Here is a 20,240-nt window from a genome sequence, read left to right as displayed (position 1 = left end):
ATATCTGCGCATACAAAGTGAGGAACGAGCTTTGTATGCGCAGATATCGCATACAATCTCGTTCAATAAGTTAGAGTCTGGCTAAACACCCGACTAGGCATAAATGCCTCATTCGCTAAAAGACAAACTAATTCTAATTTATAAAAATTTAATTAACAACACCCTAATTAATCAAAATAGGATGAGGAACTTAAATTTGAAATTATTAACAGGTAAAAATATTTTTATATTTAACTACAGACAATATTGTTACCAAAAAATCCAAACGAAAATTAAGTGTCTTTTAACGAGTCATTAATTTCTTTAAGTGTTGCAACAGGATCAGCCGCTTGTGTAATTGGTCGTCCAATAACTAAATAGTCACTGCCATCTTCTATCGCTTGCTTAGGTGTCATAATACGCTTTTGATCCCCTGCATCACTGCCTGCTGGGCGAATGCCTGGGGTCACTAGTTTAAACTCTTCACCTAATTCTGCTTTTAATTTTTTCGCTTCTTGCGCTGAGCACACTACCCCATCAAGGCCAGATTCTTTTGCAAGTTTTGCTAAATAGATTACTTGCTCTTCTGGCGTTTTATCAACACCTAAACGAGAAAGCTCTGCCGCATCCATACTGGTTAAAACAGTAACAGCGATTAAAAGTGGTGCATCATCGCCAAACTGCTCAAGCGCTTGCTTGGCTTTAGTCATCATTTCAACACCGCCACTGGCGTGAACATTCACCATCCATACACCCATTTTAGCCGCGGCTGTTACTGCCTTGGCTACTGTGTTTGGAATATCATGAAATTTAAGATCTAAGAATACGTCAAAGCCTAAATCAATCAGTTCTTTGACAAATGCAGGACCAAAATAAGTAAACATCTCTTTGCCTACTTTCAATCGGCACGTATCTGGAGAAAGTTGCTTAACAAAATTTAACGCAGTTTGTTGATCATCATAATCAAGGGCAATAAGAACTTTTTTTGATTGGTCGAGTGACATAACTTTCCTAAAACAAATTGAAGTAATAACTAAAATTAAAAACCGTCTAAGCCACGGCTTGGTACTATGGTTTCCCAATGCTTACAAGATGGACAAACCCAATAAATAGTGTGACTTGTAAATCCACAATGCTGGCATTGAAAACCTGGTTTTGTGGCAATGTACGAAGTAACTAGGTTATCGATCTGGTCGAGAACGTCTTTGATGTTGTGATTTTGCTTTGCTAATAATTGCAGTAAAAAACTAAAACCCCGAATAGTAGGCTGGCGCTTGAGACTATCAGTAAGAAACTTGATTGCTTGTTCTGTATGCCCCTGCTCTATCAATGCTTGGCAATGTTTTATTTTTATTAACACACCACCTTTATCAATTAATTGTAAAAGCAGCTCATGAAATTGATGAGTTAAGTTTAATTGATGGTAGCTATGCGCCAAGTCTTCAATGAATACAGGTGCAAAAAATGTAAAATTACAGATTAATTCACGCCAATAATAGATTGCCTTTACGTAATCCTCTTTTGCAAAAGCTGACTGACCAAGTTCAAATAATGGTCTTATTGTTTTATGGTTTAAGCTGATTGCTTTTCGCATAATTTGCGGATCGTTTTCAAGCAAAGCGGCTTCGCAATAAAAGTTTGCTATAGCTTTAAAATGTTGAGGCTTTGAAAATAAATCGCTGTGTGCCTCAAACATGTTAATCCCCTTTTCCCACTCTCTTGTTTGAGCGTATAAAGTGAGGAGTGGATCAACGGCTTGTTCATGACTTGCTTTTACTAACCAAACTAAATGTTCTTCAGCGCCATCAAGCATACCTGCCATAATATAATCTTCGGCAAGCTCTAAACGACTAGCAGCAGTTTGCTGCTCATTCAAACTAGGGTGTTTTAAAAGTAGTTCATGAATTTTTATCGCACGGTCAAGTTCACCTCGACGACGAAACATGGTTGCTAGCGTTGAATAGTGCTCAACAGAGTCAGCGGCAACTTCAAGCAAATTAATAAGGTGTTCTAAACCTTGATCTTCTTCTCTATCGAGTAAGAACTTCAAGCCTTTACTGTATTCGGAGGTTATTTGGCGGTTTAATTGATGAGCTTGGTTCTTAGCACTATTTTTACCCATAATCCAACCGTAGCCAGCCGCTACGGGCAATAGTAAAAACAAAAGCTCAATCATAGTTAAGTATCTTTATTAGCAACAAGCTTTGAATTGTTTTTTTTAGGTGCTAACTTTTTCTTTAAACGATAGTTTTGCCATTTAAGTTGTGAAAATAACTTAAAGCTAATAAAACAACCAACGACAACACCTAAAGCAAAGCAGATACTTATAATCATAGCTAGAGGCAGTGTATTACTGGCAATAATATAATTAATTTGTACTAACTGCGGATTCTGAGAACCAAGTACAAATGCAAATACTAAGCATATTGCTACGAGGATAATTTTTAATACTCGAAACAAGTAACTACTCCTGCTGGTAACTAGGCAATGCTCGCGTTAACGCGATCTCGTAGCTCTTTACCAGGTTTAAAATGGGGTACGTGCTTACCATCTAACTCAACCGTATCGCCTGTTTTAGGGTTACGACCAGTACGTGGTGAACGAAAATGAAGTGAGAAACTACCAAAACCACGGATCTCAATACGATCTGAGTTTGATAATGAGCCGGCCATTTGTTCAAGAATTTCTTTAACGGCGTTTTCAACATCTTTCACTGGTACGTGAGCATGTTGTTCGGCTAGTTGTTCTATCAATTCTGACTTAGTCATAACGTTTCCTTAAAAAGAGATAAAGGAAGGGCAACACTGCCCTTCCAATGAAGACTAATTATTAGTCTTTTTGTGCATTTGCGAATGCAGCAGCCATTGCGTTTTCGAACACTGGCTCTTCTTTCTTAAGCTTCTCTAATGCTTCTTTCTCTTCTGCTTCGAAAAGAGCTTTAACAGATAAGCTTAAAGTGCGGTTCTTACGATCAACACCAACATATTTCACTTCGATTTCGTCGCCTACAGAAACAACAGAAGTTGCATCTTCAACGCGCTCTTGAGCGATATCAGCTACACGGATGTAACCTTCAACGCCTTCGATAAGTTCAACAGTTGCGCCTTTCGCATCAACTTCAGTCACTTTACCTTTAACAATAGCACCTTTTTTGTTTGCATCAAGGTAGTTATTGAATGGGTCAGCTTCGATTTGCTTAACACCTAGAGAGATACGTTCGCGCTCTGGGTCAACTTGCAATACGATAGCAGTGATTTCGTCGCCTTTCTTGAATTCACGTACAGCGTCTTCGCCAGGTGTGTTCCAAGAAATGTCTGAAAGGTGTACAAGACCATCAATACCACCGTCAAGACCGATAAAGATACCGAAGTCAGTGATTGATTTGATCTTACCAGTAACTTGGTCGCCTTTGTTTTGAAGACGAGCAAATTCTTGCCAAGGATTAGCAATACATTGCTTAAGACCTAGAGAAATACGACGACGTTCTTCGTCGATTTCAAGAACCATAACTTCAACAGTGTCACCTAGTGAAACAACTTTTGAAGGGTGGATGTTCTTGTTAGTCCAATCCATTTCAGAAACGTGTACTAGACCTTCAACGCCTTCTTCGATTTCTACGAAGCAACCGTAATCAGTAAGGTTAGTTACACGGCCAGAAAGTTTAGAACCTTCTGGGTAACGACCAGCGATAGCTGCCCATGGATCTTCGCCAAGCTGTTTAAGGCCTAGAGATACACGAGTTTTATCTTTGTCGAATTTAAGAACTTTAACTGCGATTTCGTCGCCAACATTAACGATTTCTGAAGGGTGCTTAACACGCTTCCACGCCATATCAGTAATGTGTAGTAGACCATCAACACCACCAAGGTCAACGAATGCACCGTAGTCAGTAAGGTTCTTAACGATACCTTTAACTTCTTGGCCTTCAACAAGGTTAGCAAGAAGCTCTTCACGTTCTTGTGAGTTCTCTGATTCGATAACTGCACGACGTGAAACAACAACGTTGTTACGTTTTTGGTCAAGCTTGATTACTTTAAATTCAAGCTCTTTGCCTTCAAGGTGAGTTGTGTCACGTACTGGACGAACATCAACAAGTGAACCAGGTAGGAAAGCACGGATTGAATCAACTTCAACTGTGAAACCGCCTTTAACTTTACCGTTGATAACACCAGTAACAGTCTCTTGCTCTTCACATGCTTTCTCAAGACGGATCCACGCTTCGTGACGCTTCGCTTTCTCACGAGAAAGGATAGTTTCACCGAAACCGTCTTCGATTGCATCTAGTGCAACATCTACTTCGTCGCCAACAGCAACTTCTAGTTCACCAGCAGCATTTTTGAATTGCTCTGCAGGGATAGCACTTTCTGATTTAAGACCAGCATCTACAAGTACAATGTTGTTCTCAATTGAGATTACTGTACCTTTAACGATAGAGCCTTGCTCTGCTTCAAAACCCTTTAGGCTTTCTTCAAATAACTGCGCAAAATTTTCTGACATACGAATATACGTCTCATATATTTAATACCAATAAGCAACCATGCTGCATGGGGTTGTTAAAATAGCACTGGCATCCTGCTGGTGCATGTAAAATGTGTTTAACTTCTTTTCGGAAGTTTACCCTCAAAAATAGCTGAATCTAACAAAGTCATAACTTTATCAAATACTTGCTGAGCATTGAGCTCACTAGTATCAAGCTCAATAGCATCTTCTGCGGGCACAAGCGGCGCAACTTCACGATTCATATCGCGATCATCACGTGCTTGAATGTCTTCTAATAGACCACTTAGTGTAACATCAAGACCGCGTTCGTTCAACTCAACATAACGTCTGCGAGCTCGTTCTTGTGCACTAGCGGTTAAATAAATTTTTAGCGGCGCATCTGGAAACACCACAGTCCCCATATCACGTCCATCCGCAATCAAGCCATTTTCTGTGCGAAACGCACGTTGACGACGAAGTAGCGCTTCTCTTACGCGAGGAAGGGCTGCTACTTTAGATGCAGCAGAGCCAACATCCTCATTGCGGATCGTTGTTGTAACATCTTCGCCTTCAAGAATAACTTTACCGGCATTCGTATCACTATCAACTAAAAACTGCACATCTAGATTGGCAGCTAAAGGCACTAAGGCCTCTTCATTGTCCAAAGCAATTTGATGATGAAGTGCAGCGAGAGACAACACACGATAAATCGCGCCACTGTCTAGTACATCCCATCCTAATTTATCGGCTAACAAGCGACAAACAGTTCCTTTACCTGAACCACTTGGGCCATCAACGGTGATTACCGGCATTAATAACGCCTGCATTTAAACCTCCTGCAATGCACACCAAAATAAAACCGCCGTATTATACGCCAGATATTAAAATAGATCCGCTTTTTGTATGTAAGTTTTTATGTTTATTGATTTGAATCTATTCACTTACACTTTCTAATACCTTGAAAAAGGTAGGAAACGTTTTATATGTGCACTTAGGATCGTTAATTGTTATAGCTTTGCCGCCTACCGCAACCATTGAAAAACACATTGCAATTCGATGGTCGTCATAAGTGTCTACTGCTACATCATTGAAATGCTCTGGCGGTGTAATTTCAATATAATCGTCACCTTCAACAACCTCAGCCCCCACTTTACGAAGCTCTGTTGCCATGGCATGTAACCTATCTGTTTCTTTAACGCGCCAGTTGTAAATATTACGAATTGCCGTTGGCCCTTTTGCAAACAAGGCTACAGTTGCAAGGGTCATTGCAGCATCTGGAATTGCGTTAGCATCAATATCAACCCCATTAAGCTGCCCTTTACGAACAACTAAGCGCTCATCATACCAATCAATTTTGGCTCCTACCTGTTCCATAACTTTAGCAAAGCCAATATCACCTTGAACAGATTTAGCACCCACGCCTTTTATTTCAATTTCACCGCCCGCTATTGCAGCTGCCGCAACAAAATATGAAGCCGATGAGGCATCACCCTCTACCATAATACGCTCAACCGCTTGGTACTGCTGCGCGCCTTTAACATAAAAGGTTTGATAATCATCATGGCTAACCTGTATGCCAAAACGCGCCATAACATCTAAGGTAATATCAATATAAGGCTTTGATACAAGCGTCCCTTTTATAGAGATTGTGGTATCACCATTAAATAACGGTGCGGCCATTAATAGCGCGGTTAGAAACTGGCTGGAAATACTGCCATCAATTTCTACTTGGCCGCCAGCTATTTCGCCACCACAAATTTTCAGTGGTGGATAATCCTTGCTTTTTAAATAACTAACATTGCCGCCTAAGGATTGTAATGCATCAACCAAATGACCAATTGGTCGTTCTTCCATACGCGGCTCGCCAATTAACTCATACTCGCCCTTTACAGCAGCTAATACTGCGGTTAAAGGTCGATATGCCGTTCCTGCGTTACCCAAGAACAAAGGCTCTGACGGCGTTAAAAACGCCCCTCCAACACCTTGTACCGTTGCTACTGTTTTATCTTCATTGAGTTCTACATTAACGCCTAATAGCTTTAGCGCACCAAGCATGTGGCGAATATCATCGCTATCAAGTAAGTTTTCAACAACGGTAGTCCCTTTGGCAAGGGCTGCTAATAGAAGAATTCTATTAGACAAGCTTTTTGACCCTGGTAATGTAACACTGCCATTAACACGTGAAATAGGTTCTAGATGAAGTTGTTCCATTAACGGTTCTCCTTCGCAAACTCAGCCATAAAATTGACTAAAGCTTGAACCCCTGCAAGCGGCATTGCATTATAAATACTTGCACGCATCCCGCCTACAATTCGATGACCTTCAAGCGCAACTAAACCGGCTGCTTTAGCTTGGTTTAAAAACTGCTCATTTAAGCTTTCATCATTTAACCAAAACGGTACGTTCATACGAGAGCGGCAATGCTTAGCGACTTTATTTGTATAAAACGGTGACTCGTCAATAAATCCATATAACAGCTCTGCTTTTGCAATATTTTGCTGCTCCATCGCTTTGACACCGCCATTTTGCTCAAGCCACTCGAATACTTCAGCGGCTAAGTACCAAGCAAAAGTAGGCGGCGTGTTGTACATGCTGCCTTGTTTAACCTCAAGAGCATAATCAAATACACCTGGTTTAGGGAGTCCTTGGCGTTCAAGTAGAGTTTTACGAACAATAACAATGGCAAGCCCTGAAGGACCTATATTCTTTTGTGCACCGGCATAAATTAAATCAAACTGGTTAACATCAAATTCGCGGGACAATATAGTTGATGACATATCAGCAACAATAGGCGCTGTTGGGTGGCTTGGTACATCAAACACTTCAATGCCGTCAATTGTTTCATTTGGGCAGTAATGAATATATGAAGCATCCTTCGGGAATGACCATTCACTTACCGGTTTTATTGAGAACTGCTCGCTCGTATCATTACGTACATCAAGCTCTTCAACTTGCGTAAACTTTACAGCCTCAGCTACAGCCCCTTTGGACCAGACACCGTTTTCACAATAAACAGCGGCTTTGTCATCTAAGTGCAAGTTTAAAGGAACAGCGGCAAATTGACCTCGACCACCCCCGTGCATAAATAGCACTTCAAACTGATCACTAATATTCATTAAACGACGCAAGCTTGCTTCACACTTTTCAGTTAGTGCTAAAAATTCTTTACTACGGTGACTTATCTCCATCACCGACACACCTAGATTTTGCCAATCAACAAATTCTTTTTGTGCTTTTTCCATCACCGCTGGCGGTAGCATTGCCGGACCCGCACAAAAATTATATATACTCATTACCTTTCCTCATTCCAGTAATTGATTTTTTATATTCAATACAGCCATAAAAAAAGCGGCCAAAGCCGCTTTTTAATAGTTAATTTTATTCAACCGGGGGATTATCACCCGTTTCTTCATTAACCGTTTCGACTACTTCTTCGCTCTCGCCCTCGATTGCTATAAGCTCATCGATTTCGATCTCTTCGATACGTTGTAAACCAACTACTTGCTCTTCGTCAATAGTTCTTATCAAAATAACACCTTGGGTATTACGCCCAACGGTAGAAACTTCGTTTACACGTGTTCGAACAAGCGTACCACGATTAGAGATAATCATGATTTCGTCGTTGTCATCAACTTGCACAGCACCAACAACAGCACCATTACGTTCACTCACCTTAATCGATACAACACCTTGTGTTGCACGACTCTTAGATGGGTAATCTTCAAGCTGCGTTCGTTTACCGTAACCATTTTCAGTTACAGTTAAAATAGCACCATCCGTTTTTGGTACGATTAACGATACAACACGTTGTTCGTCAGCCATCTTAATACCACGAACACCTGTTGCTGTACGGCCCATCGGACGCACACCTTTAAAGCGGATTTCAGGGTTACCATTTTCGTCAAGCACTGGGTTACCGTTTTCATCAACTACAGCTGATTCTTCAGCTTCTTTAAAGCGAACAACTTTACCTGCGTCAGTGAAGAGCATGATCTCGTTGCTGCCATCAGTGATATCTACACCGATAAGGCTATCACCTTCATTAAGGTTTACCGCAATGATACCGCTTGCACGTTGACGGCTGTATGCAGTTAGTGGTGTTTTCTTCACTGTACCAAATGCAGTTGCCATGAAGATGTATTTATCTTCTTCGTATTCACGTACCGGTAGGATAGCGGTAATACGCTCATCTGCTTCAAGTGGTAACAAGTTTACAATTGGCTTACCACGGGCTGCGCGGCTAGCGAGTGGTAATTGATACACTTTAAGCCAGTACAAGCGCCCTGCTGTTGAGAAACACAAAATAGTATCGTGAGTATTCGCAACCAATAAACGCTCGATGAAATCTTCATCTTTCATCTTCGTTGCTGATTTACCTTTACCACCACGTCGCTGTGCTTCGTAATCTGATAATGGTTGATACTTCACATATCCTTCGTGAGATAAGGTTACAACAACATCTTCTTCGTTAATCAAGTCTTCTAAACTGATATCGTGTGCTGCAGCGTTAATTTCAGTGCGGCGCTCATCACCATATTGATCTTTAATTTCAACCAGCTCATCACGAATAACTTCCATTAATCGCTCAGGCGATGCCAAGATATGTAATAACTCAGCAATTAAATCTAATAACGTTTGGTACTCGTTTAAGATTTTTTCATGTTCCAGGCCAGTTAGCTTGTGTAAGCGTAGGTCAAGGATTGCTTGGGCTTGCTGCTCTGAAATATAATATTGACCGTCACGAATACCTAAGTCGTCCGCTAACCAATCAGGGCGTGCAACGTTTGCTTCACCCGCTTTTTCAAGCATCGACTTAACGTTACCTAATTCCCAAGGGCGTGCTGTTAATGCCGCTTTCGCCTCTGCTGGTGTCGGTGATTTACGAATTAATTCGATAATCGGGTCTATATTCGCAAGCGCGATAGCTAAACCTTCAAGCGTATGTGCGCGATCACGTGCTTTACGTAAATCAAACACAGTACGACGAGTGACCACTTCACGGCGGTGAATGATAAACTCTTCAAGCATTTCTTTTAGGTTGAAGCATTTAGGTTGGTTATTGATTAAAGCAACCATATTCATACCAAACACGGTTTGAAGCTGTGTTTGTGCATACAGGTTATTTAGAATAACTTCGCCTACATCACCACGTTTGATCTCAATAACGATACGCATACCGTCTTTATCAGATTCATCACGTAATGCACTGATGCCTTCAATCTTTTTATCTTTTACAAGTTCAGCGATTTTTTCGATTAAACGTGCTTTGTTTACTTGATAAGGAATTTCATGAACGATGATAGTCTCTCGACCTGTTTTATCATCAACTTCAATCTCAGCACGTGCACGTATGTAGACTTTACCACGGCCGGTTAAATAAGCTTGTTCAATGCCTTTTTTACCATTAATAATTGCCGCAGTTGGGAAATCAGGGCCAGGAATGTATTCAATTAACTCATGAATAGTTAAATCTGGGTTTTGAATTAAAGCCAAACAACCATTAATAACCTCAGATAAGTTGTGTGGCGGTATATTTGTCGCCATACCAACCGCAATACCTGACGAGCCATTTACTAACAAGTTAGGAACTTTTGTTGGTAACACGTCTGGGATTTGCTCAGTACCATCATAGTTAGGTACAAAATCTACCGTCTCTTTTTCAAGGTCGGCTAATAATTCATGCGACATTTTTGCCATACGTACTTCGGTATAACGCATTGCTGCCGCAGAGTCACCGTCAACAGAACCAAAGTTACCTTGGCCGTCTACTAACATGTAACGTAAAGAAAATGGCTGGGCCATACGGACTATGGTGTCATAAACCGCACTGTCGCCATGGGGATGGTATTTACCAATTACGTCACCGACAACACGTGCCGATTTTTTATATGGTTTATTCCAATCATTACTAAGCTCGTTCATAGCAAACAAAACGCGGCGGTGAACTGGTTTTAAACCATCACGCACGTCTGGTAATGCACGCCCAACAATTACGCTCATCGCGTAATCTAGGTAGGACGTTTTTAACTCGTCTTCAATATTGACTGGCAGAATTTCATTGGCGAGATCAGTCATTTGATATCACATTCCTTCAGTATTTACTCTTAACGTACCATTTTACAGGCCTGCAGAGTATTTGTTGTTATTAAACGTATTCTAATAGACCATGCTACCACAATTAATTTAGATTTACAGGCGCTAAATCTTTGCGATTTATTAATTTAGCCCTATATAATGGCCTCAGATTGACGAGGAAGTATTTTATGACCGAACATCAAAATGTAGATAGTGCAGAAATTGCAAAGTTTGAAGCCATTGCCGAGCGATGGTGGGATTTAGAAGGCGAATTTAAACCCCTTCACGAGATTAACCCGTTACGATTAGATTTTATCACTAACAAAACACAAGGTTTATTCGATAAGGAAGTCCTTGATGTAGGCTGCGGTGGCGGTATTTTAACCGAAAGCATGGCCCGAATGGGTGCCAAGGCAACAGGCATTGATATGGGTCAAGAGCCTCTGACAGTGGCAAAACTTCATAGTTTAGAGACGGGGGTGGATGTAGATTATATAAAAGTACCTGCAGAAGAGTATGCACAAGCTAACCCTGCTCGCTTTGACGTAATTACTTGCATGGAAATGTTAGAGCACGTACCAGATCCAGCTTCTATTATTCATGCGGTCGCTGCGCTTGCTAAACCTGGCGCAGACGTATTTTTCTCAACGTTAAACAAAACCCCAAAAGCGTATTTGTTTGCCATTGTAGGGGCTGAGAAACTCCTAAAAATGGTACCTGAGGGAACGCATGATCATAAAAAGTTTATTAAACCGGCACAATTGATTGCTTGGGCTGAGCAAGCAGGTTTAAAAGTAAGAGCCAGCACTGGCCTTAACTATAATCCGTTATCTAAGCAATACATGCTTAATAAAGATGTCAGTGTTAACTACATTCTTCATTTTGAGAAGCTTGCCTAATGGCTGATTCAAACAATCGCAATCTTGATTTTGATGCGTTTATTTTTGACCTAGATGGTACTTTACTTGACACCGCCGATGATTTAGGGGCTGCGTTAAACACGGTTTTAGTTTCGCACAATCGACCTATAGTCAGTGCAAATATTTATCGTCCTGCGGCTTCAAATGGCGCGATTGCGCTGTTGGAAGCTGGTTTTGGAGAACTTTGGCCAAAGCAAAAAGATCACGACTCTCTTCGCCAACAATTGCTAACAGCTTACCGCGATAATATAGCTATCCACAGCCACTGTTTTAAAGGGGTTGCACAACTATTGCTAGCGCTTGAAAAGAAAAAGATCAAATGGGGGATCATGACTAACAAGCCCAGCTTTTTAACGAATCCATTAATTACACAGATCAAGGATCTTCAAAATGCGCAAGCGATTGTCAGTGGTGATACGCTTGACGTAGCCAAACCATCACCTTTACCTTTATTACACACAGCCAAACTATTAGCAGTTGATCCAGCTCGCTGCCTATATATAGGGGATGCCGAGCGTGATATTCAAGCAGCGAAGGCTGCCAATATGATTAACGCAACCGCATTATGGGGTTATGTACCGAGTAAAGCTGATGCGCTAGCGTGGGATGCTGACTTTAATTGGCAAAGCCCTATTGATGGTTTTAACCATATATAGTGCTCAGTTATTTTTTAACCACTACATATTGTGATTAGGCTAATTTTACCTCGATCACTGATGATAAAAAAAGCAGCTTAAAATTATTTTAAAAATGACTAAATTTAATCTAACTTGAGTTGCTTTTTATAAATTTCATTTTAATCAAATGGTCAAAGGTTAATGCTTACTAACACAATCATGTTATCCCAACCTTATCCACAAAAGGAGGCATTTGTACCTCTTGCAAATGATCGCAGACCACACTATCTTGTGATCTAGAATTTGAAGAGCACCAGATATTGTGGCTAAAAGTTATTCAATTAAATTCTATTTAAACCATAAAACAAGAATAATAATTTTCTTAGACTATATTTCCCAAGGAATACAGGCAAAACTATGAACCAACAGCTATCTGTAAGCAAACGTGACGGCCGTAAAGAGTCACTTGATTTAGATAAGATCCATCGCGTTATTGCTTGGGCCGCCGAAGGTCTAAATAACGTGTCTGTCTCGCAAGTTGAATTGAAATCACACATTCAATTTTATGATGGTATTCGTACAGAAGATATACACGAAACAATCATCAAAGCAGCGGCAGACCAAATATCTAAAGACAGCCCTGATTATCAATATTTAGCTGCGCGTTTAGCCGTATTCCACCTTCGTAAAAAAGCGTATGGCCAGTTTGAGCCACCACGCCTTTATGATCATATTACAAAACTAGTAGAAGATAAGCGTTACGACGCACACTTACTGGTTGACTACACAGAACAAGAAATTGATGAACTCGATACTTACTTAGATCACAGCCGTGATTTAAACTTTAGCTATGCAGCTGTAAAACAGCTTGAAGGTAAGTATTTAGTTCAAAACCGTGTCACAGGTGAAATCTACGAAAGTGCACAGTTTTTATATATCCTTGTGGCTGCAAGCTTGTTCTCAGATTACCCTAAAGAAACACGTTTAGATTATGTTAAACGTTTCTATGATGCGGTTTCATTATTCAAAATTTCTTTGCCTACACCAATTATGGCAGGTGTTCGTACACCAACACGTCAATTTAGCTCGTGCGTATTAATTGAGTGTGGCGATAGCCTTGATTCTATCAACGCAACCTCTTCTGCCATTGTTAAATACGTATCTCAACGTGCTGGTATTGGTATAAATGCTGGCCGTATTCGTGCGCTTGGTAGCCCTATCCGCAACGGCGAAGCATATCACACTGGTTGTATCCCGTTTTATAAGCACTTCCAAACTGCGGTTAAGAGCTGCTCACAAGGTGGTGTACGTGGCGGTGCTGCAACATTATTCTACCCACTTTGGCATTTAGAAGTTGAAAACTTGTTGGTGCTTAAGAATAACCGTGGTGTCGATGATAACCGTGTTCGTCATCTTGATTATGGTGTGCAGTTTAACAAACTAATGTATTCACGTTTAATTAAAGATGATTACATTACGTTGTTCAGCCCATCGGATGTGCCTGGCCTTTACGATGCATTTTTTGAAGACCAAGACGAGTTTGATAAATTATATGTGCAATATGAACAAGATGAATCAATTCGTAAAAAGCGTATTAAAGCCATTGAATTGTTTTCTATGTTCGCGCAAGAACGTGCTAGCACTGGCCGCATCTATTTACAAAATGTTGATCACTGTAATACACACAGCCCATTCATTTCTAAAGTGGCGCCTATCCGCCAATCTAACTTATGTTTAGAAATAGCATTGCCAACTAAGCCATTAAGCAATGTAAATGATGAAGAAGGTGAAATTGCTTTATGTACACTATCAGCATTCAACTTAGGTGCAATTGAATCGCTTGACGAGTTAGAAGAACTTGCTGAACTTGCAGTCCGTGCTTTAGATAACTTACTTGATTTCCAAGACTACCCTGTTCCAGCAGCTAAAAATGCAACCATGGGACGTCGAACGCTTGGTATAGGTGTTATCAACTACGCATACTACCTAGCTAAAAATGGTAAACGATACTCTGATGGTAGCGCGAATGCATTGACGCATAAGACGTTTGAAGCGATTCAGTATTACCTAATGAAAGCGTCAAATGAGCTTGCAAAAGAACGTGGTGCTTGCCCTAAGTTCAATGAAACAACGTATTCTCAAGGCATTATGCCAACTGATACGTATAAAAAAGACTTAGACAAAATTTGTGATGAACCATTACATTTGGATTGGGATACTCTACGTGCCAGTATTAAAGAGTATGGAATGCGCAACTCTACACTGTCAGCGTTGATGCCTTCAGAGACATCATCACAAATATCTAATGCAACGAACGGCATTGAACCACCACGCGGTCACATTAGTGTTAAAGCCAGTAAAGACGGAATTTTGAAGCAAGTTGTGCCTGAGTATGACCGCCTAAAAGAGAGCTATGAATTACTATGGGACATTCCATCAAATCAAGGTTATCTGCAACTTGTTGGTATCATGCAAAAATTTATCGACCAAACGATTTCTGCTAATACTAATTATGATCCAAATAAGTTCGAAGGCGGTAAAGTACCTATGAAGGTGTTACTGCAAGACCTCCTTGCTGCTTACAAGCTGGGTGTTAAAACTTTGTATTACCACAATACTCGTGATGGTGCGTCAGATTCACAAGATGACACTGCTGTTCAAGCAGAAGATGATGATTGCGCAGGCGGCGCATGTAAAATTTAAGCACTGTTTTTAAATATATTGATAGCGGGCTCTTTGCCCGCTTTGTCCTGTTAGTTTTTTGAGTGAACCTATGTCTTATACTACTTTTAGCCGAAATCATAATAACCAATTACAAGAACCGATGTTTTTCGGACAAACAGTGAACGTTTCTCGTTATGACCAACAAAAATATCCAATTTTTGAAAAACTAATTGAGAAACAGTTATCATTCTTTTGGCGTCCAGAAGAAGTAGATGTAAGTAAAGATCGTTTAGACTTTCAGGCGCTACCTGATCACGAAAAACACATATTTTTAAGCAACCTAAAATATCAAACGCTCCTTGATAGCGTACAAGGTCGTTCACCGAATGTTGCTTTGCTACCGATTGTGTCTATCCCTGAGCTGGAAACTTGGATTGAAACGTGGGCCTTCAGTGAAACTATTCACAGCCGTTCTTACACGCATATTATTCGTAATGTGACTCAATCACCTGAACTTATTTTTGACGATATTGTTAGCAACGACAAAATCAGCGAACGTGCTGATGCAGTGACTAAATACTACGACGAACTTATCAATAAAGTAGCTATTTATAATTTATACGGTGAAGGTAAGCATGAGCTTAACGGTGAGACCGTTAACATCAGCTTGTTCGAACTTAAAAAGTTACTTTACCTTGCTATTATGTCAGTCAATATTCTTGAAGCAATTCGCTTCTATGTAAGCTTTGCATGCTCATTTGCTTTTGCTGAGCGTGAGCTTATGGAAGGAAATGCAAAGATCATCAAATTGATAGCGCGTGATGAAGCCCTTCACCTATCAGGCACACAGCACATGCTAAATATTATGCAAGATGGTAAAGATGATCCTGAAATGGCTATCGTAGCAGCCCAATGTAAAGATGAAGCAATCAAAATGTTTGTTGAGGCCGCTGAACAAGAAAAAGACTGGGCAGAATACTTATTTAAAGATGGCTCTATGATAGGTTTGAATAAAGACATTTTATGCCAATACGTTGAGTACATCACAAATGCACGTATGACTGCGGTAGGACTTCCTGCACAGTTTGAAAACAATAGCAATCCGATTCCTTGGATTAGCTCTTGGCTGGTATCAGATAACGTACAAGTAGCGCCACAAGAAGCTGAGATTAGTTCATACCTTGTTGGTCAAATTGATTCTCAAGTTGATGCATCTGACTTTGGTGATTTTGATCTGTAATGTCAGAACGTAAAACTGTAAGGCTGGACCTTGCAGAGCACAGCCAGAATCTTGAATTCGATTCTGGCTGCACTTCTCTTCTAGAATGCCTTGAGTACAACAAATTTTCTGTTTCATATCAATGCCGAGAAGGCTATTGTGGCGCATGTCGCGTCAAAATAACTGAAGGGCAAGTTGTTTATAATCAAGAACCTCTTGCATTCGTGCGTGAGGGTGAAGTGTTACTGTGCTGCTGTAAACCTGATGGCAATATAACTTTAACGTTAGAGTAATCTAAGTTCCACACCAATCAAGCCAACCTATAATCTTAACAAAAAGTCAAAGCGACTCGTTATGTTAGACTATCAATAATAATTTGCACTAATTCCACTCAAACTCTGTTGTTTGATAAAAGTGCTCTTCATCACTAATACTCACACTGTGTTGATCAATTATGATGTTCCAATACAAATGACGAGTTAAATGAGACTCTAGTTTTTGAATAAACTGCTTATCTATTTCTATAAAGTGGCTATTAGGCAATAAAGACAAACGCGGTTTGGCTTCCGAGAGCCATGGGCTATGTGCAATAGTTAAAATAATTAGCTCATCAACCGTTTTTGCTACTTTTAATAAGCGATGCAAATCAGCACTGTCCACACACATCCATTTTTTATAATGTTCATCTAGTGCTTTGATGCTTACATCAGGCATAAATTTATCAAATTGGTTATTTAATCGAGCCGCATCATCGTATGACAAAAAACTGTAACCTAATAACTTTAATATAAAATGCTCAATCGTTTCGCCCTTGACAAGCGCAGTGGTGAATACTTCACTGTGATTACATTGTTGGCGCAAATCAGCAATTGTGAAACGAGCTTTGAATATTTGATTTTTATCACTCATTTGTATCACCAAAAATTGATCTTCTTTACTTGAGTGTAGTTTATTTATGTAAAACGTGAACTTTAAAGTTATGGTATAACATTATTGATATGACATCTTTACAGTGTTATATTATATCACAACATCGCAACTAACAAATGTAGTAATTATGAACCGATACTCTATTCTCTCAGGCGCAATAATTTCAGCTCTTAGCTCGTATTCAGCTCAAGCGGCTATCGTTAATGGTCACGTCGTTGACCCTAATAACCTGCCGATTGCTAATGCAGATGTACATATTCACGGTAAAACACAATCAATAAAAACGGATTCGAATGGTAAGTTCAGTATAGATATTGATGCAAAAAGCCAACTACATATTAGTAAAAATAACTTTATTGATGCACGCCTTGCTGTTGATGAAGATAGCGAATCAATCAATGTTACGTTAACCCCTACTTCTGTAGAAACTGTTGTTGTCTACGCCTCTGCTTTACACAAAAATAGCCTTGAAATGATTTCACCTGTCAGTGTATTGGCTGGTGATGAACTAAAAAACAAAGCAAAACCGACATTAGGTGAAACACTGAAAGGTTTACCAGGCGTTAATGCAAGCTACTTTGGCCCTGTTTCATCAAGTCCTATCATTCGTGGTTTAGATGGACCGCGTGTTAAGGTTACTCAAAATGGCTTAGATAGCAGCGATGCCTCTCGTATTGGTCCTGATCACGCGACTTCAAACGATAGCTTATCTGCAGAACAAATCGAAGTACTCAGAGGCCCAGCTACCCTTTTATATGGCTCAGGCGCAATAGGCGGTGTGGTCAATGTAGTTGATAACCGAATCCCAACGGATAATATTGACCAATTTTCAGGTGCAGTCCAGTACACCCATGACACGGTTTCTAACGCAAATACGTATGCTGCAAAATTAGAAGCTGGTCATGACAACTTTAACTTTCATTTCGATGGTACAAAACGCACAGGTGATGATTACCAAACACCTCGTTTTGAACTGCCAGAAGAAGGCCATGGCGAGCATGATGAACATGATGAACATAATGAACATGATGAGCATGATGAAGAAAAGCATGAGACCGCAACGTCAGTCGAAAACACCTTTATTGATAGTCAAACTGTTAATTTCGGTACCAGCTATGTAGGTGAACATTTAACAATGGGCGTCGCATATGGTCGTATTGAAACAGATTATGGCATACCTGCACATGAGCATCATGGTCATGAACATGATGAACATGATGAGCATGATGAAGAAGCTGTTTATGCACGCGTTGAACAAGATCGCTGGCAAGCGCTAATCAGTTATGCACTTCATAATAATTGGATTGAAACTATAAACCTTCGTCTAGGCTATACAGATTATAGTCATGCCGAAATCGAAGATGGCAAGATTGGTACTATCTTTAGTAATGAAACTACGGAAGCACGCTTTAATGTCGAACATAAACTTGGCAACTGGCACGGTATCGCAGGCTATCACTTCAGTGAGTCTGACTATGATGCGAATGGTGAAGAAGCGTTCAGCCCAGCGAGTAAAACAACAACCAATGCCTTATTCATTCTTGAAGAACAAATGATCGGCGATGTCACTGTTGAATTAGGCGCCCGTATAGAAGACTATAATATTGATAGTAATATTACTTCCCATGACCATGACCATGACCATGACCATGACCATGACCATGACCATGACCATGACCATGATGAAGAGCACCACGATGAAGTAGAAGAAGACCATGATGAAGTGACTGCCTACAGCAAAAGTTTTACCAACTTAAGTGCTTCTGTTGGTGCGATTTGGCAGTACACACCGGGTCAAAGCGTTTCTTTAAGTTTCTCACATTCTGAACGTGCACCTCTTTCAGCTGAACTTCTCTCGAATGGACTTCATATTGCTACAGGTACATATGAACTTGGCTTAGGCTATGTCATTGAAGACGGTGAAGCACATTTCGAGCCAGAAGATATTAAACAAGAAACAGCTAATAATTTTGATTTAAGTTTTAGACGCTTCAGTGGTAACTTTGGCTACACGGTTAACTTTTTTTACAATGATATTGAAAACTTTTACTATCAAAAGAATACGGGATTGATCTATGACGAAGAGCACGGCTTTGAAGACGTTGAAACTGATCATGAACACGAAGAAGCACTTGCTGTTTACAAATTTGTAAGTCAGGACGCTGAACTTTATGGTATTGAGTTTGATGCTCATTATCAAGTTAACAGCAATGCCATGATAAAAGTATTTGGTGATTCGACAACGGCAAAACTTAAAGATGAGAACTTACCTCGCATACCTGCAAATAAGTTAGGCTCTGAGTTGCAATATACACTTAACGACTGGCAATTCACTCTAACAGGTACTCATTACTTTGAACAAAATGATATTACCCAATATGAAACAAACACTGATAGCTACTCGCTCTTTGATGCACAAGCTAACTATCAACTAAATGTTGGACAAATAGAGACACAACTTTATATCAACGTTGATAACATCACCGATGAACTTGGTTTTGTTCATAGCTCATTTATTAAAGAAAAAGCGCCGTTACCTGGCCGTAATTTCAGTATTGGTGTACGCGGTTACTTCTAACCAAAACACAGTTAACCCAGTGTGCATAATGACTGGGTTAATCTAAAATTTACCCATAAAAAAACCACTCTTAAGTTTTAAGAGTGGTTTTTTATTATAAGCATCAACTGCTCATAAAGTACTATTATAGAATAGCGTGTAACTCAACATCAAAAATAAGCGTTGAGAAAGGTGCGATTGCAGCACCGGCACCACGTTCACCATAAGCAAGCTCATGTGGAACGTAGATACGCCATTTAGTGCCAACAGGCATCATTTGTAGTGCTTCAGTCCAACCTTTAATAACACCGCCAACTGGGAATTCTGCAGGTTGACCACGCTCATAAGAGCTATCAAATACTGTTCCGTTGATAAGTGTACCGTGGTAATCAACACGTACTGTAGATTCAGCTGTTGGCTTTTCGCCTTCACCTGTTGCTAGTACTTCATATTGAAGACCAGATTCAGTTACTGTGATTTCAGAGCGCTTTGCATTTTCTTCTAGGAATGCGATACCTTCAGCAGAAAGTACTTTAGACTCTTCTTCACGGCGAGATTGAATTTCAGCGTTGATTTTTTCGAATGCAGCTTGGATCTCAGGGATCTCAACTTGGAATTCACCGCCTGCGTAAGCATCTTTCATGCCTTCAAATACTGAATTTAAGTTCAAGCCTTCAAAAGGGTTCGCTTTAAGTTGCTCGCCCATTTGTAAACCAATACCGTAACTTGCTTTTTCAGCATCTGTAGTAAAATTATCTGACATAATGTGTTTCACGTTTTTATGTACCAGCTTAGAGTGC

At 40.1% G+C, this 20,240-nt stretch carries 17 protein-coding genes; 6 read left to right on the top strand and 11 right to left on the bottom strand.

Annotated elements, in window-relative coordinates; all coding sequences use genetic code 11:
• Positions 1-272: 272 nt before the first annotated feature.
• The 9 genes from pyrF to gyrA all read right to left on the bottom strand — a co-directional run bounded on the left by pyrF (position 273) and on the right by gyrA (position 10,533).
• The gene (gene pyrF / locus ATS75_RS01710; RefSeq protein WP_058558691.1) at positions 273-983 is read right to left on the bottom strand and encodes an orotidine-5'-phosphate decarboxylase; all 711 of its coding nucleotides are present in this window, start codon (positions 981-983) and stop codon (positions 273-275) included.
• A 35-nt stretch (positions 984-1,018) separates the two neighbouring features.
• On the bottom strand, positions 1,019-2,155 hold the full coding sequence (gene lapB / locus ATS75_RS01705) for a lipopolysaccharide assembly protein LapB (protein WP_058558690.1): 1,137 nt from the start codon (positions 2,153-2,155) through the stop codon (positions 1,019-1,021).
• Positions 2,156-2,157: 2 nt separating this feature from the next.
• Positions 2,158-2,439 carry a lipopolysaccharide assembly protein LapA domain-containing protein gene (locus ATS75_RS01700; protein WP_058558689.1) on the bottom strand — a complete coding sequence of 94 codons (282 nt, stop codon included), beginning with the start codon at positions 2,437-2,439 and terminating at the stop codon, positions 2,158-2,160.
• Between the two features lie 20 nt (positions 2,440-2,459).
• Positions 2,460-2,747 carry an integration host factor subunit beta gene (gene ihfB, locus ATS75_RS01695; protein ID WP_058558688.1) on the bottom strand — a complete coding sequence of 96 codons (288 nt, stop codon included), beginning with the start codon at positions 2,745-2,747 and terminating at the stop codon, positions 2,460-2,462.
• A 61-nt stretch (positions 2,748-2,808) separates the two neighbouring features.
• Positions 2,809-4,476: a 30S ribosomal protein S1 gene (rpsA, locus tag ATS75_RS01690; RefSeq protein WP_058558687.1), complete on the bottom strand. Its 1,668-nt coding sequence runs from the start codon at positions 4,474-4,476 to the stop codon at positions 2,809-2,811.
• Positions 4,477-4,574: 98 nt separating this feature from the next.
• Positions 4,575-5,285 carry a (d)CMP kinase gene (gene cmk / locus ATS75_RS01685; RefSeq protein ID WP_058558686.1) on the bottom strand — a complete coding sequence of 237 codons (711 nt, stop codon included), beginning with the start codon at positions 5,283-5,285 and terminating at the stop codon, positions 4,575-4,577.
• A gap of 106 nt (positions 5,286-5,391) precedes the next feature.
• Positions 5,392-6,669 carry a 3-phosphoshikimate 1-carboxyvinyltransferase gene (aroA, locus tag ATS75_RS01680; RefSeq protein ID WP_058558685.1) on the bottom strand — a complete coding sequence of 426 codons (1,278 nt, stop codon included), beginning with the start codon at positions 6,667-6,669 and terminating at the stop codon, positions 5,392-5,394.
• On the bottom strand, positions 6,669-7,751 hold the full coding sequence (serC, locus tag ATS75_RS01675; protein WP_058558684.1) for a 3-phosphoserine/phosphohydroxythreonine transaminase: 1,083 nt from the start codon (positions 7,749-7,751) through the stop codon (positions 6,669-6,671). The genes aroA and serC overlap by 1 nt, the downstream gene beginning before the upstream one ends.
• An 85-nt stretch (positions 7,752-7,836) precedes the next feature.
• Positions 7,837-10,533, bottom strand: a complete 2,697-nt coding sequence (gene gyrA, locus ATS75_RS01670) for a DNA topoisomerase (ATP-hydrolyzing) subunit A (RefSeq protein WP_058558683.1) — start codon at positions 10,531-10,533, stop codon at positions 7,837-7,839.
• Between the two features lie 188 nt (positions 10,534-10,721).
• Between gyrA and ubiG the strand changes: the two genes are divergently transcribed.
• The 5 genes from ubiG (at position 10,722) to yfaE (ending at position 16,246) form a co-directional block, all read left to right on the top strand.
• Positions 10,722-11,432: a bifunctional 2-polyprenyl-6-hydroxyphenol methylase/3-demethylubiquinol 3-O-methyltransferase UbiG gene (gene ubiG / locus ATS75_RS01665; protein WP_058558682.1), complete on the top strand. Its 711-nt coding sequence runs from the start codon at positions 10,722-10,724 to the stop codon at positions 11,430-11,432.
• The gene (locus tag ATS75_RS01660) at positions 11,432-12,109 is read left to right on the top strand and encodes an HAD-IA family hydrolase (protein WP_058558681.1); all 678 of its coding nucleotides are present in this window, start codon (positions 11,432-11,434) and stop codon (positions 12,107-12,109) included. Before ubiG ends, ATS75_RS01660 begins: the two co-directional genes overlap by 1 nt.
• Before the next feature lie 378 nt (positions 12,110-12,487).
• Entirely contained in the window at positions 12,488-14,773 is a 2,286-nt protein-coding gene (gene nrdA / locus ATS75_RS01655; protein WP_058558680.1) for a class 1a ribonucleoside-diphosphate reductase subunit alpha, read from the top strand.
• A gap of 70 nt (positions 14,774-14,843) precedes the next feature.
• Complete coding sequence (gene nrdB / locus ATS75_RS01650) at positions 14,844-15,974, top strand: class Ia ribonucleoside-diphosphate reductase subunit beta (RefSeq protein WP_058558679.1); 1,131 nt, start codon at positions 14,844-14,846, stop codon at positions 15,972-15,974.
• Entirely contained in the window at positions 15,974-16,246 is a 273-nt protein-coding gene (gene yfaE / locus ATS75_RS01645; RefSeq protein ID WP_058558678.1) for a class I ribonucleotide reductase maintenance protein YfaE, read from the top strand. The genes nrdB and yfaE overlap by 1 nt, the downstream gene beginning before the upstream one ends.
• Before the next feature lie 88 nt (positions 16,247-16,334).
• On the opposite strand, the gene ATS75_RS01640 is transcribed toward yfaE, so the two are convergent.
• A complete protein-coding gene (locus ATS75_RS01640; RefSeq protein ID WP_058558677.1) occupies positions 16,335-16,862 on the bottom strand; it encodes a YaeQ family protein in 528 nt (175 codons plus the stop codon).
• Positions 16,863-17,010: 148 nt separating this feature from the next.
• Here ATS75_RS01640 and ATS75_RS01635 point away from each other — a divergent pair, with 148 nt between their 5' ends.
• Positions 17,011-19,461, top strand: coding sequence for a TonB-dependent receptor (locus ATS75_RS01635; protein ID WP_058558676.1), 2,451 nt, complete (start codon positions 17,011-17,013; stop codon positions 19,459-19,461).
• A 124-nt stretch (positions 19,462-19,585) separates the two neighbouring features.
• On the opposite strand, the gene ATS75_RS01630 is transcribed toward ATS75_RS01635, so the two are convergent.
• Positions 19,586-20,203 (bottom strand): FKBP-type peptidyl-prolyl cis-trans isomerase, encoded by a 618-nt coding sequence (locus ATS75_RS01630; RefSeq protein ID WP_058559068.1) that lies wholly within the window; start codon positions 20,201-20,203, stop codon positions 19,586-19,588.
• Positions 20,204-20,240 lie beyond the last annotated feature (37 nt).

Source organism: Pseudoalteromonas sp. H105 (assembly GCF_001469215.1).
Taxonomy (GTDB): Bacteria; Pseudomonadota; Gammaproteobacteria; order Enterobacterales; family Alteromonadaceae; genus Pseudoalteromonas.
The sequence above is the reverse complement of the archived record's forward strand: the minus strand, read 5'-3'. Positions and strand labels throughout refer to the sequence as shown.